The following is a 12,983-nucleotide window of genomic DNA, read 5'->3' on the forward strand; positions in this document are numbered from 1 at the left end:
GAGCTCAACATGGCACAATCCCGCCACTCCCTGTTCCAACAGTTTGCCGCCAGTGACTGGGACGGTTTCCTCAAAGGGGTCGAAAAGGAAGGCCTGCGCGTCGATGCCAATGGCTTCATTGCCCAGACGCCACATCCGGAAGCCCTGGGCTCCGCGCTGACTCACCCGCGTATCACCACCGACTATTCGGAAGCCCTGCTGGAACTGATTACGCCGGTCTTCGACAATACTGAAGCCATGCTGGCCTCGTTGCGGGATATACATCGGTTCGTCCAGCTGAACCTGGATAACGAAGTGTTCTGGGCCGCGAGCATGCCCTGTGAGATTGATGGCGATGCCAGCATTCCCATTGCCGAGTACGGCAGCTCCAACACTGGCCGGCTCAAGCATGTGTATCGCCAGGGGCTGGCGGTGCGTTATGGCCGGATCATGCAGAGTATTGCAGGCGCCCATTACAATCTTTCCCTGCCGGACAGTTTCTGGCGCAAATGGCAGGAACTGGTGGGCAACAAGGATAGCCTCAGGGATTTCAAATCAGACCAGTACTTCTGGCTGATCCGGAATTTCCGCCGCCGCAGCTGGTTGCTGATGCTGCTGTTTGGCGCCTCGCCGGCACTGGATGCCAGTTTCGTGGCCGGCGTCCGGCACGACCTGGCCCGGTTCGATGATCGCACCTGGTTCGGCCAGCACGCCACGTCTTTGCGCATGGGGGATCTGGGTTACCACAACAATGCCCAGGCCTCGCTGAATATCTGCTTCAATGAGCTGAGCACTTATACCCGGACACTGGATCGCGCCATCCACACCAACTGGCCAGCGTATGAAGCCATTGGCACCCGGCGCAATGGCGAGTTTGTCCAGATCAATACCAATGTGCTTCAGATTGAAAACGAGTACTACAGCGCGGTACGTCCCAAGCGTACCACCGAGAGGGGAGAAAAACCGATCCAGGCTCTGGATGCCCGGGGTGTGGAATACATTGAGGTGCGTTGTCTGGACCTGGATCCATTCTCGCCGGTGGGCGTGAACCGCGAGCAGATCGACTTCCTCGATCTGTTCCTGCTGGATTGCCTGCTTACCGATTCTCCCCGTATTGAAGACGATGAGTGCGAACGGCTTGATGACAACTACAAGGACGTGGTCGCCAGCGGTCGCTTGCATTCACTCAGTCTGTGCCGGGGAGGGCAGCGAGTGCCTGTGGGCGAGGCCGCCGTTGAATGGCTGGAGCGCTTGCAGCCCCTGGCAGAGCTGCTGGATGGCTGGAATGATAGCGATACTTACAGGTCGGCTCTGACGGCTCAACGGTCGAAGCTGGAGGGCAATGATTGGGCGGTGCCTTCTGCTCGAGTGCTTGAGGCCATGGGGCAGTCAGGCCTGGGCCACCGCGACTGGGTACAGGCGATATCCCGTGAACACCAGCAAACTCTGAAGTCGGAGCCACTGGCACCCGAGGTGTTGGCGGACTTCCGTGCCATGAGTGCGCAGTCCCTGGTCGAGCAGAAAGAGCAGGAAGCTGCGGACAGCCAGTCATTTCCGGAGTTTCTGGAAGCCTACCTGAAATCCTGACGCCGCTTGCGTCACGTCCGGAAAGGGACGTGACGCACAGAACCGGTTGTCCGGTTTGCTGGATCTGTTACCTGCTGTTACTTTCTATTACATCAGGTAAGGAGGTGGCCCATGGCAACGGATATCAAGCTCGGCTGGGATGTAGAAGCATTGAACAAGGCCTACCGGCAGGGATACATGGCTGGCGAGATGGGCATGGACAAAACCCGCTGCCCTTACCGCGGTGAGGTCATTATTGCCGCCTGGGAAGCCGGTTGGGACGATGCCGGTCAGGTCCGGAAACAGCGCCCGCAACAGGATGACGATCTGTTCTCACGCATCGCCTGATCCGGTGCCACCGCCCGGTGGATGCCGCAACTAGCGCTGAACCACAAACTCGGTAAACAGCACTCCGGTAATGGTCTCACCGGTTTGCTGCTCCTCCAGCACTCCGTTTATCCGTTTGGTTGCTTCTTCCCGCAGCGCCTGCTGGCCGTCCATGGAAGACAATTGGTCAAGATCCGTCTGCTCACCAAACAGCATCACCAGTTCGTGCCGTAACCTGGGCATGTGCGCTTCTACCGCCGGCCGGGTGGTTTCGCGGGAGGCCCGGATGGTTACGGAGGCTTTGAGATAGGCCACTTTCGCATCCGGTTTGCCGACATGGGTGACGAATGCCGGTTCCATGGCGATATAGTCGGTTACCCCCTTCACTTCGGTTTCTTCATCAGCTTCCTCGGCCATGGTGGGCAGGGAAGGCATCAGTGCGCACAGGGTCAGTAACAGGGCCGGCGTCAGTTTTCTGAGAATGGTCATAGGCTTGGCGTTAGTCATGGGTTAGGATTGGTTCAGTGTTTCATGGCACGCTGGTTTTTCTCTGAGAATATCAGGCCATGGAAGCTTGTGCAGTCCACATCATGATTCCGGGGTAGCGTTTTGACAAGCAGATGGATATTCGGGTTGGTATTTCTGGTGTGCGCCGGGTTGCTGGCGGTGGCCTTTTACATGGAGCACGTGATGGGTCTGGAGCCCTGCCCGTTGTGCTGGTTGCAGCGTTTCGGATTTATGGGTGCGGGGCTGGTCAGTCTGTTGGCGTTTCTGCACGGACCCCGCGGGTTCGGCAACCGGGTCTACGGGCTGTTACTGATTGTTGCCGCTGGCGCTGGTCTGGCGGTGGCGGGGCGTCAGCTATGGTTACAGAGTCTGCCGGCGGACCAGGTGCCTGCCTGTGGCCCTTCGGTTGATTACATGCTCGAGGTACTACCCTGGTTTGAAGTGCTGCAAACCGCATTGAAAGGCACTGGTGATTGCGCCGAAGTGGTCTGGCGTTTTCTCGGTCTGAGTATCCCCGGATGGACCGCGGTCTTTTTCAGCCTGTTGATTGTGCTGGGGCTGTTTGTGATGCTGCGACGCTATTCTCCCCGGGACTGGTTGCAGAGCTGAAACAGTTGCGGCTGACCATGACCATGGGGTAACTTGAATGCCACATAATAATTATCAAGACTAGATCCAGAGAACGGGCGGATTGACCGAGGGGAGACAGGCGTCATGTTGGAGAATTGCCGGAATGCCAGGGAACGTTGGGGTGGTGTCAGCGAGCTGATTGATCGCTGGCTGAAAGAGCGCCAGGAGCTTCTGGTTCAGTATTGCGAGTTGTCTGGAGAAAGCGATTTTTCCCAGACTGATGCCCTCCGCGAAAAATTTGTCCGCCTGTGCGAAGTGCTGGTGGATTATGTTTCGGCCGGTCACTTTGAAGTCTACGAACAGCTGATTCAGGAGGCCCGTGAGTTCAACGACGGCGGCCTCGAACTGGCAGCAAAGCTCTATCCCCGGATCGAGCAAACCACGGAAGTGGCATTGAACTTCAATGATCGTCTGGATGGCCGGGAGCTGTCCGAGGTCGACGTCAGGGAATTGTTCAACGAGCTGTCACGGCTTGGAGAAGTGCTGGAGTCGCGCTTTGAGATGGAAGATTTCCTGATTGAGAATCTGCATAACGCCCATGCGGGCAAGGTGGCTTCGGCCTGATTGCCTCTACCCGGAACCGCATTACCCGCAATAAAAAACCGGCTACAGAAATGGCGCCGGTTTTTATTGCCTGCCGGAGTGCTGGCCAGAGCTTATTCGTCTGAACCAGCGTCGTCCTGCCCCGGATTCACGGCGATCAGCTCGACATCAAATACCAGGGTCTCGTTGGGGCCAATAGCCTGGTTGCCGCCCGGGCCGTAGGCCAGGTCAGACGGGATATAAAGCTTGTAACGAGCACCTTCGCTCATCAGCTGCAGGCCTTCTGTCCAGCCAGGAATCACCTGGTTCAGGCCAAAGGTCACGGTTTGCCCGCGCTCACGGGAGCTGTCGAATACCTCACCGTTGATCAGTTCGCCGGTGTAGTGGACTTCCACCTGATCTTCGGCGGTTGGGCGCTCACCGTTACCTTCTTCAATCACTTCGTACTGGAGACCGGATTCTGTGGTCTCAACGCCTTCACGTTCGGCGTTTTCTGCCAGGAAAGCCTCGCCGGCATCCTTGTTCTTCTGCGCGAGTTCTTCCAGTTGCTGCTCCTGCTTTTGCTGGAGCTCCTGCTGGTAGGCCATCAGCGCTTCCTGGATCTGCTCGCGGGTCAGTCGCTTGCTGTCTTCGTCACCGGCATGGCCATGCTGGATGCCCTGAAGGAACTGGTCCATCTGGAGATCCGGCAAGTCATTGCTCATGCGCTCACCCAGCACCAATCCCATGCCATAGCTGACTTTCTCAGGGGTGGTTTCAAGGGCCGGGTCGTTTGCCGGCTCCTGAGCTGTTGAGCAACCGGCAATCAGGCCGGTAACGGCGATAGCCAAAAGCGTTTTCTTCATCATTTCATCCTTTTCACGTGTTTCTGGGCTCTCTGACCCTGGATTCTGAAAGTGAACAAGGTAACGGGTTCAGCAGCGGGATGCCACTGAACATGTGTTAATCAGAGACTCATTTCGCGGCAATGCGCAACCCGCGTCAGGAACCGCTGGCGGGTGAGCCATTGAGCGAATAGGGGGCCTGGTAGGGGGACTGCCAGTCATCTTCCGGGCTGATGGTCTGCGGCTTCCGGGGCACGGGGTCTGGGCGCTCAATGGCCAAGGCATTCCAGGGGCCCTGGGCCGGGGGCTGATCGGCATAGTGCCAGTTGCCATCGGTGTCCTGCCACTTGAAAACGATATCCGGGCCTTCGGTGGGAATCGGCGATGGCAGCAACCCCTCAAAGGAGGGAATCGTCGTCGCCTGCTCGGTTTTCACCGGTTCCGAGACCTGGTCGGGATCGCCGAGGCCGAAGAAAATCAGCAGCAGCAGAAGGCCGAGCGCTGGAAACGAAAGCCGGATCAGCCATTTCATGAACATGATGGGCCGCCTCTGGTGGTCTGGCCTGCAAGCCGGCTGGCCAGAAGTTCAAGATGAGATTTTACCCGCGTGGGAATGTTGTCGGACGGCGCGGCAGCGACAAGATTCTGCTCGATGATGGTGCCTGATTTCTGCATGTTTCCGCGCTCCGCTTCGGATTCTTTCAACGTTTGCCAGATCAGAGCCAGCTCCAGCTGTTCGGCCAGCAGCTCTGCCTTGGCCAGAGTGTCCCGCAGCTCCACGCCATGATCATTGGCTCGGGGAACAGACTTGCGGGCGGAGCGAAGGCAACCGGTTACACGGCTTCGCCACTCTGTTACCTTAGCGTCCTCAACGCCAGAGAACGACTGACCCTGCGTGGCGAGCCAGCCGGCACAGAGGATGCGACTTACGCTCCATCCCTCGGATTGCAGCTCAAGACAGGCCTCAGCCACCTGTGGATCCTGCCATTGGGCTAGGGCATAACGCCATAACGGATTGTCTGGTTCCATGTGTTCTGGAAGTTCCAGCGGCTCCGCTTGTTGAACGGTCATGTTGGCGCTTCCCTGGCAGTAATCCATGGATAGATTAAATCTATGTTAACGATAACCGATCTCAGTTTACAACGGGGCGGCGTCTGGTTGCTAGAAAACGTGAACCTGACCGTGCAACCGGGGCAGCGCGTTGCCATTGTTGGTGCCAATGGTGCCGGCAAATCCAGTCTTTTCCAGCTCTTGCTGGGGCAGCTTGCACCCGAGCAAGGCAGCGTGGCGTTGCCCGGTGGCTGCCGGATTGCCCATATGGCTCAGGAAGTCGCGGCTTCGTCCAGATCCGCCCGGGATTTTGTGCTGGATGGCGACACCGAGTTGCGGCGAATGGAGCGGGCGCTGGCCGAGGCGGAAGCGGGTGGTGATGACCATGCCATTGCCCGTCTGCACGGGGAGCTGGATATTCACGAAGCCTGGTCCGCACCGCGCCGGGCAGAGACACTGCTCAGGGGCCTGGGCTTCGCCGACAGCGATGCCGGGCGCCCGGTTTCCGCATTTTCCGGTGGCTGGCGTATTCGACTGAACCTGGCCCAGGCACTGATGCGTCCATCCGATCTGCTGTTGCTGGATGAGCCCACCAACCACCTGGACCTGGATGCTTGTCTGTGGCTGGAGAACTGGCTCAGAAAGTATCCGGGTACCTTGCTGTTTATTTCTCACGACCGGGACTTCATGGACCGGGTGGCTACTCATCTGGTGCATTTCGATCAGAAGCAATTGGTGCTGTATACGGGAAATTACTCAGCCTTCGAGCGTCAGCGCGCCGAGCGACTGGCCCAGCAGCAGGCCAGTTTCGAACGCCAGCAAGCCAGAATTGCCGAAATCCAGCGCTTTATTGATCGCTTCAAGGCCAAAGCCACCAAAGCCCGGCAGGCCCAGAGCCGCGTCAAGGCACTGGAACGGATGGAAAAGATTGCGCCGGCGCACGTGGACTCACCCTTCAGTTTCGAGTTCCCGGTCGCGGACAAGGTCTCCAATCCATTGCTGTCCATTCGCCACGGGGTCGCGGGCCATGGGGATGTGCCCATTCTGAAGAACATCAATGTCACCCTGTTGCCCGGCACCCGGGTTGGTTTGCTGGGGCCGAACGGGGCCGGTAAGTCCACCTTTATGGATGCCCTTCGCGGCACCGGAACCCTGCTCAGTGGTGAGCGCACCTGTGGCGAACATCTGGCCATCGGCTATTTCGCCCAGCATCAGCTGGAGTCCCTGGATCTCGACGCCAGCCCGTTCCTGCATCTGCAGCGTCTGGCGCCAACCGCATCGGAGCAGAAAGTCCGGGACTTCCTGGGCGGCTTCGATTTTCACGGCGACGAAGCACTTGCGCCCATTCGCTCGTTTTCGGGCGGTGAGAAGGCCCGGGTTGCGCTTGCCGTTATCGCCTGGCAGAAACCCAATCTGCTGCTGCTGGATGAGCCCACGAACCATCTGGACCTGGAAATGCGACAGGCCCTGACCATGGCGCTCCAGAACTTCGATGGCGCCATCGTGGTGGTATCCCACGACCGCCACTTGCTGCGCAACACGGTGGATGAATTCTGGTTGGTATGCGACGGCGCTGTTGGCGAGTACGAGGGCGACCTGGAGGATTACGAACGCTGGCTGGCGGAACGTCGGAAAGATGAGGAATCGCCACCCCGGCGTGAAGTGGTCGGGGGGCAGGAAAAGTCGGTTAATACCGCCGGACCCGCGACCCTGACGGCGGACGAACGCAAGGCCCGCAAGCGCCAGGAAGCTGAACTGCGACAGAAACTCAGCCCGTGGCGGAAAAAACAGGGAACGCTTGAGGCCCGTATGGAACAGTTGCAGCAACAGCTGGCCACCGTGGAGCAGAATCTTGCCGACCCAGGTCTTTACGATGACCAGCAAAAGGTTCGGCTCAAGGGACTGCTGGCGGAGCAGGCAGAGCTCAAGCGCGAGCTGGAAGGCATTGAAGCCGAGTGGCTGGAGGTGAGCGAAACTGTGGAGAGCCTGGAGGCGGAACTGGCTGGCTGAGGCCGGCCAGTGTTACCGGCCCGAGATCTCCAGGGTAAAGTCCTGGCGTGCCAGATAGTCCCGTTCGTTCTCCAGGTCTGCGAGGGTCAGCGGGCGGTTGTCCAGCCAGCCCTCGGGGAACTCGACTACCAGGCGGTTATCGTGGCCGTGAAGGGTGAAGGCGGGGGGGGCTTCCAGGTTGCGTGGGTGTTGGATCAGCACCGCCAGTCGCACCAGCACGCAAAGGTAGGTCAGGCGGGGTTTGTCCTCGGGCTCGATACCCTCGAAAACCGCCGACGAGAACTTCCGGCGATGGCCCCGGACCAGAGTGGCCAGATCCTTCTGGAACGGCTGACTGAAGCCGGGTAAATCGGAATAACGCAACAGGTAGGCGCCGTGCTTGTGGTACTGGCTGTGGGAAATGGTCAGGCCGATCTCGTGCAGCCGGCAGGCCCAGCGCAGCACGTCTTCATCGGCGGCGGTGCGCAGGCCCCATTGCCCCGCCACCTGTTCCCAGGCGGCAATCGCGGTTTTCTCGACCGCTGCGCCGTGAGCCTGGTCTACGTGGTAACGCTCCTGCAGCGCCGCAATCGTACGTTCACGAACGTCCTCGTGCTGGATGCGTCCGACAATGTCGTACAGCAGGCCTTCACGCAGGGCGCCGTCGGCAAAGGTCATGGTCTGGATGTCGAGTGAACGGAACGCCGCCATCAGAATGGCAAAGCCGGCCGGGAAAATGCTCTGGCGATCTTCCCTTACCCCCAGTTCGGCCAGTTTCTCCACCTTGCCCATGCTCACCAGGCGCTTGCGCAGCTCTTCCATGCCGTCGCGGTTAATGGAGCCGTCGGTAATCTTAAGGGTTGCCAGCACGTTGGCAATCGCCTTGATCGAGCCGGAAGAGCCCACCGCGCTCTGCCAGCCCACCGAGCGATAGTGCTGCCGGATATTCAACAGTTCCTGCTCGGCATGGGTAATGGCCTTGTCCATCTGGCGCCGGGTAATCTTGCCATCGGGAAAGTAGCGGTTGCGGAACGACACGCACCCCATGTGCAGGCTTTCCAGCTCCTGGGGTTCGAAACGCTGCCCGATGATGAATTCCGTGCTGCCGCCGCCAATATCAATCACCAGCCGCCGACCGGAATCGTCCGACAGGGTATGGGAGACACCGAGATAGATTAACCGCGCTTCCTCACGCCCGGCGATGATTTCTACCGGATAGCCCAGCACTTCCTCGGCACGGGCAATGAAATCGTGAGCATTGCGGGCGACCCGGAGGGCATTGGTGCCGACGATCTGGACTGCTTCCCGGGGCATGCCCTGAAGGCGCTGGGCAAACCGGCTCAGACATTCGAGGGCCCGCTGCTGGGTTTCTTCGGTCAGCCGATTATACTGATCCAGCCCCGCGCCAAGCTGGACTTTCTCGCCCATCTTCTCAACTGTGCGGATTTCGCCATGCACCAGACGGGCGACGACCATATGAAAACTGTTGGAGCCCATATCGATGGCTGCCAGCATGTCCGGGGAGGTTTCAGGCTTCTCGGCAGGGGATGCGGCCGTCACGTTGATAGGCGTCCTGTGTGATATGAACTTGGCCGTACTATAAGTGAAACTTCCCGGCCGTGTCAGTAACTCGCTGCGGACATTACTGACACGGATCAACCCGAGGGTAGATACAACCGGCTTCACATCAGGGCCGGCAATCGCGTAAAGTAATAGTCTGTCTTAATCCGGGTGGGCGGCCGGTCCGTAAAGAGAACACCGTCCACTACAGTCAACAGCGACTCCCGAAGGGCCGGAATCCAAGCCCCGGAGCGCCTGAATCAGGAAAAGGTAATGAGCGGAAATATCGTTAATGTCACCGACGCTTCCTTCGAGCAGGATGTACTGAAGTCCGACGTTCCGGTACTGGTAGACTACTGGGCCGAGTGGTGTGGCCCGTGCAAAATGATTGCTCCGGTTCTGGAAGAAATCGCTGACGAATACGAAGGCAAGCTTAAGGTCTGCAAACTCAACATCGACGAAAACGAACAGACCCCGCCCAAGTTCAACATCCGTGGTATCCCGACCCTGATGCTGTTCAAGAACGGCAACGTGGATGCCACCAAAGTAGGCGCGCTGTCCAAATCGCAGCTGGCTGCCTTCCTCGACAGCAACCTCTGATCCGCTGTTGAAGGAAACCGCCCCTGAACAACGCTTCACGGGCGGTTTTTTTATGCCATGACCCGACCCGACAGAATCATCGGCCTGCTCCTGGCAGGCGGCAAAGGCACCCGCATGGGCGGCCAGGACAAAGGCCTCGTACCCTGGCAAGGCAAAGCCATGGCCGAATGGGTGCTGAAGGCCCTTAGGACCATCACCCCGGCCGTCTTCGTCAGCGCCAACCGCTCGCTGCCGGACTACGAACGCCTGGCTCCCGGCCGTATCCTTCAGGATCCTCCTGAACTACGCGACCAGGGCCCTCTGGCCGGCCTGCTCACGGGCCTGAAAGCCGCGGAAGTCCAGGGCGCCGAAGCTGTGCTGGTCTGCCCCTGTGATACCCCGGGAATCACCACGGCAACCCTCAGCGCGCTGGTCACCGCCTGGCAAACCCAACCCGACCGCCCGGCTATTGCCGAACACAACGGCCGCCTGCACCCGTTGCACGGTGTGTATCCGGTAAATGTAATGGTGGAACTTGACCGCTGGCTGGCGTCGGACAACCGCCGGGTGATGGGATTTGCCGAATCGGTGGGGGCGGTGGCGGTAGATTGTCCTGAAACTGACGAAGTGTTCAAGAATCGCAACAATTTTAGGGATTTGGAACGCTAAGCCGATCGCTGCAGGATCAACTGACTGCATACGTAGGGCGCTGGTCTGGTGGGGTCTCCGAAAATGCTCGGAGCCATGGATGGCGGAGAGCAAGCGTACAGGGACGTATTCACAGCGGTTTTCGGAGACCCCACCAGACCAGTGGCCGGGCGGCAAACTCCAATAAGCGCCTCACTCCCAGTTCCGACTCCGGGCAACATCAGACTCTTTCTGCTCCACCCAATGCTCACCCTCGCGGGTAATCTCCTTCTTCCAGAACGGCGCCGACGTCTTCAAAGCATCCATAATGAACTCGCAGGCCGCAAACGCATCGCCCCGGTGGGCACTGCACACCCCCACAAATACAATCTGGTCGGCCAGCGCCAAGCGTCCGATCCGGTGAATCACCCGGGCCCGCTGCACATCCCAGCGCCGGCCCGCCTCATCAATCAGCCCCTGAATCACCTGCTCGGTCATCCCCGGATAATGCTCCAGAAACAGCCCCGTCACCCCGGACAGATCCCCGGAATCCCTCACCAGACCCGAGAAGGTCACAATGGCCCCGGTGCCCGGTCCGGTCCCGCGAAGCGCCTCATATTCTGCACCCGCATCGAAATCGTCGGTCTGGATTGAAATCATCTCAACCTCCGGTGACCGGTGGGAAAAAGGCTACCTCATCCCCTGGCTGTACCGGGCTGGACGGCTTTGCCATGGACTGATTGATGGCCACCATCACCGGTTGGCCACCGGTCAGCTGGGCCCAGGCGCCGCCCCGGCTGGTCAGGTCGGCAAGCAGGTCCGCCACCGTGTGGTGCTCGGAGGCCGGCAGGGTCAGGCTTTCGGTACCCAGCTCTTCTCGCAGTCGCGCGAAAAAACGCACGGTCAGTGTTAGTTCTGTCATCGTTAACTCAGTAATTCGGTGAACGGATAGTATGTAATTAAATCGCCGGCGCGGATTGCCGTATGTTCCGGCACTACAGCCAGGCCGTCGCCCCAACAGGCGGAACTCAGGACGCCGGAGCTCTGGTTGGGGTAGGCGACAACCTCCAGACCCGCTGCTGAACCCTGCTTCCGGGCCCGTACAAACTCGCGGCGGACAGATGTGGAGGTTACGTCAAACCCAGCGGGCAGAGATTCGCCCACGGGAAGGAGGTCCTGCCGGCCCTGGCGTTTGCGAATGTAAGGCATCGCCACCACCAGAAAAGTGACCAGGACCGCTGCCGGATTGCCCGGCAAACCGAGTACCGGTATGCCTGCCACTTCGCCAAACGCCAGTGGTTTGCCGGGCTTGATTGCCATGCGCCAAAGTGACAGCTTGCCGGATTTCTCCAGTACCGCGCGAACGTGGTCCTCCTCACCGACCGATACGCCGCCGCTGGTGATGATCAGGTCGGCCTTGGCAGCAGCAGACTCGAGCGTGCTGCGGGTGGCTTCCCGGGTATCTTCAAGGGTTTCGCACAGAACCAGCTCGCAGCCAGCCTCGGCCAACAGGCCCATGAGGGTAAATCGGTTGGTGTTGTATATCTGGCCAGAATCAAGTGGCTGGCCCGGCTCCACCAGTTCATCACCGGTGGTCAATACCGCGACTCTTAGCCGGCCCATGACCGGAACCTGGCTGATTCCCATGGAGGCCAGCAGGCCCATTTCCTGGGGGCGAATGCGCTTGCCCTTCGCCAGCGCCAGATCGCCCCGGGCAAGATCCTGGCCCTGCCTGCGAATGTTCTGGCCCTCTGAAACCTCGGCCTGGATCAGAATCATGTCGTCGGTGCGTTCCACCCGTTCCTGCATCACGACCGCATCGGCCCCTTCGGGAATCTCGGAGCCGGTAAAAATCCGTGCCGCTGTGCCGGGTGCCAGTGTTCCGGGGGCAACGCCGGCCGGGATTCTGGCGGATACGGACATCGGTTTGCCGGCGGCGACATCGGCCAGACATACCGCATAGCCGTCCACGGCGCTGTTATCCGCTGGCGGCACATCCGCGGGAACATACTGGTTCTCCGCCAGAACCCGGCCGAGGCTGTCCGTTAAGGCAACGGCTTCGGTCCGGGTGATGGCCGGCGCCCGGTCAAGAATATGTTGCAGTGCATCGTCAACCGATGTCAGATCGTTAGCCACCATGTGTCCTCCTGTTTATCGCTCGGCACGCTGGCCAATCACTTCCTGAACCCGCTGGTAGGGGCGGTCCGGCTTGCGCAGGGCCAGAGCAGAGAAGTTACAGGGGCCATGGCGACTGTCCAGTTGGGTTGCTAGAATGCCGTTCCAGCCGGTTCGGCAAGCCCCGGTTGAGCCGGGCAGGCAGAAAATAACCGTATGGTTGGCCAGGCCGCCAAAGGCCCGGGACTGGATGGTGGAGGTGCCGATTTCAGACGCGGACAGTCGCCGGAACTCCTCACCAAATCCGTCGATGGTTTTATCCAGCAGGGGCGCTACCGCCTCCGGCGTACTGTCACGTTCGTGGAAGCCGGTGCCGCCGGTAATAATGGCGGCGTGAATCTCCGGATCAGCAATCCATTGTGACATCAGGGCCCGGACCAGGTAGATGTCATCCGGCAGGATGCGGCGGGCCACCAGCCGGTGACCGGCCTCGACAACACTGTCCTCAAGAAACTGGCCAGACGTGTCTTCATCCGGGCCTCGGGTGTCCGAGACGGTCAGAAGGGCGATGTTCAGGGGCTTCAGTTCGCTGGTGCGATCACTGCTCATGGGGTAGGCTCCGGAAGTCTGTCATCAATCATAGGCTCAGTATCCTGATCTGCTGCGTGGTTGGGAAGGGAGTAACCC

At 59.6% G+C, this 12,983-nt stretch carries 16 protein-coding genes; 7 read left to right on the top strand and 9 right to left on the bottom strand.

Annotated features, from left to right (window positions below; translation table 11 throughout):
• The first annotated feature begins 9 nt into the window (after window positions 1-9).
• Window positions 10-1,566 carry a glutamate--cysteine ligase gene (gene gshA / locus QPL98_RS09025; protein WP_303293118.1) on the top strand — a complete coding sequence of 519 codons (1,557 nt, stop codon included), beginning with the start codon at window positions 10-12 and terminating at the stop codon, window positions 1,564-1,566.
• A 111-nt stretch (window positions 1,567-1,677) separates the two neighbouring features.
• A complete protein-coding gene (locus tag QPL98_RS09030; RefSeq protein ID WP_222197665.1) occupies window positions 1,678-1,893 on the top strand; it encodes a ribosome modulation factor in 216 nt (71 codons plus the stop codon).
• 30 nt (window positions 1,894-1,923) lie between these two features.
• On the opposite strand, the gene QPL98_RS09035 is transcribed toward QPL98_RS09030, so the two are convergent.
• Window positions 1,924-2,379 (bottom strand): flagellar basal body-associated protein FliL, encoded by a 456-nt coding sequence (locus tag QPL98_RS09035; protein WP_011784012.1) that lies wholly within the window; start codon window positions 2,377-2,379, stop codon window positions 1,924-1,926.
• 102 nt (window positions 2,380-2,481) lie between these two features.
• Here QPL98_RS09035 and QPL98_RS09040 point away from each other — a divergent pair, with 102 nt between their 5' ends.
• Together QPL98_RS09040 and QPL98_RS09045 are read left to right on the top strand one after the other, a co-directional pair.
• Window positions 2,482-2,988 carry a disulfide bond formation protein B gene (locus QPL98_RS09040; protein WP_011784013.1) on the top strand — a complete coding sequence of 169 codons (507 nt, stop codon included), beginning with the start codon at window positions 2,482-2,484 and terminating at the stop codon, window positions 2,986-2,988.
• Between the two features lie 105 nt (window positions 2,989-3,093).
• Window positions 3,094-3,573: an Rsd/AlgQ family anti-sigma factor gene (locus tag QPL98_RS09045; protein ID WP_014420335.1), complete on the top strand. Its 480-nt coding sequence runs from the start codon at window positions 3,094-3,096 to the stop codon at window positions 3,571-3,573.
• A 92-nt stretch (window positions 3,574-3,665) separates the two neighbouring features.
• Here the strand turns inward: QPL98_RS09045 and QPL98_RS09050 are convergent, their stop codons facing one another.
• From QPL98_RS09050 to QPL98_RS09060, 3 genes are all read right to left on the bottom strand, one after another.
• Window positions 3,666-4,397, bottom strand: coding sequence for an FKBP-type peptidyl-prolyl cis-trans isomerase (locus QPL98_RS09050; RefSeq protein ID WP_022992112.1), 732 nt, complete (start codon window positions 4,395-4,397; stop codon window positions 3,666-3,668).
• Window positions 4,398-4,533: 136 nt separating this feature from the next.
• Window positions 4,534-4,914, bottom strand: a complete 381-nt coding sequence (locus QPL98_RS09055; protein WP_023011771.1) for a hypothetical protein — start codon at window positions 4,912-4,914, stop codon at window positions 4,534-4,536.
• A complete protein-coding gene (locus tag QPL98_RS09060) occupies window positions 4,905-5,447 on the bottom strand; it encodes a DUF2390 domain-containing protein (RefSeq protein WP_011784017.1) in 543 nt (180 codons plus the stop codon). Before QPL98_RS09060 ends, QPL98_RS09055 begins: the two co-directional genes overlap by 10 nt.
• Before the next feature lie 42 nt (window positions 5,448-5,489).
• Between QPL98_RS09060 and QPL98_RS09065 the strand changes: the two genes are divergently transcribed.
• Complete coding sequence (locus QPL98_RS09065) at window positions 5,490-7,436, top strand: ATP-binding cassette domain-containing protein (RefSeq protein WP_199453048.1); 1,947 nt, start codon at window positions 5,490-5,492, stop codon at window positions 7,434-7,436.
• A gap of 12 nt (window positions 7,437-7,448) precedes the next feature.
• Here the strand turns inward: QPL98_RS09065 and ppx are convergent, their stop codons facing one another.
• A complete protein-coding gene (ppx, locus tag QPL98_RS09070) occupies window positions 7,449-8,930 on the bottom strand; it encodes an exopolyphosphatase (RefSeq protein ID WP_199453128.1) in 1,482 nt (493 codons plus the stop codon).
• A 318-nt stretch (window positions 8,931-9,248) separates the two neighbouring features.
• Here ppx and trxA point away from each other — a divergent pair, with 318 nt between their 5' ends.
• Window positions 9,249-9,575 (top strand): thioredoxin TrxA, encoded by a 327-nt coding sequence (trxA, locus tag QPL98_RS09075; protein WP_014420340.1) that lies wholly within the window; start codon window positions 9,249-9,251, stop codon window positions 9,573-9,575.
• Window positions 9,576-9,632: 57 nt separating this feature from the next.
• Window positions 9,633-10,223, top strand: a complete 591-nt coding sequence (mobA, locus tag QPL98_RS09080; protein ID WP_303293119.1) for a molybdenum cofactor guanylyltransferase MobA — start codon at window positions 9,633-9,635, stop codon at window positions 10,221-10,223.
• A 171-nt stretch (window positions 10,224-10,394) separates the two neighbouring features.
• Here mobA and QPL98_RS09085 read toward each other — a convergent pair whose 3' ends face one another.
• Genes QPL98_RS09085 through moaB form a run of 4 tightly spaced genes read right to left on the bottom strand, consistent with a single transcriptional unit; the run spans window position 10,395 to window position 12,905 of the window.
• Complete coding sequence (locus QPL98_RS09085; protein ID WP_303293120.1) at window positions 10,395-10,841, bottom strand: molybdenum cofactor biosynthesis protein MoaE; 447 nt, start codon at window positions 10,839-10,841, stop codon at window positions 10,395-10,397.
• Window position 10,842: 1 nt separating this feature from the next.
• On the bottom strand, window positions 10,843-11,103 hold the full coding sequence (moaD, locus tag QPL98_RS09090; RefSeq protein ID WP_303293121.1) for a molybdopterin converting factor subunit 1: 261 nt from the start codon (window positions 11,101-11,103) through the stop codon (window positions 10,843-10,845).
• Window positions 11,104-11,105: 2 nt separating this feature from the next.
• Entirely contained in the window at window positions 11,106-12,320 is a 1,215-nt protein-coding gene (gene glp, locus QPL98_RS09095) for a gephyrin-like molybdotransferase Glp (protein WP_022992120.1), read from the bottom strand.
• 12 nt (window positions 12,321-12,332) lie between these two features.
• Window positions 12,333-12,905 (bottom strand): molybdenum cofactor biosynthesis protein B, encoded by a 573-nt coding sequence (gene moaB, locus QPL98_RS09100; RefSeq protein ID WP_011784025.1) that lies wholly within the window; start codon window positions 12,903-12,905, stop codon window positions 12,333-12,335.
• Window positions 12,906-12,983: the final 78 nt, after the last annotated feature.

The sequence above is a fragment of the Marinobacter sp. ST-43 genome, from assembly GCF_030541085.1.
GTDB lineage: Bacteria > Pseudomonadota > Gammaproteobacteria > Pseudomonadales > Oleiphilaceae > Marinobacter > Marinobacter nauticus.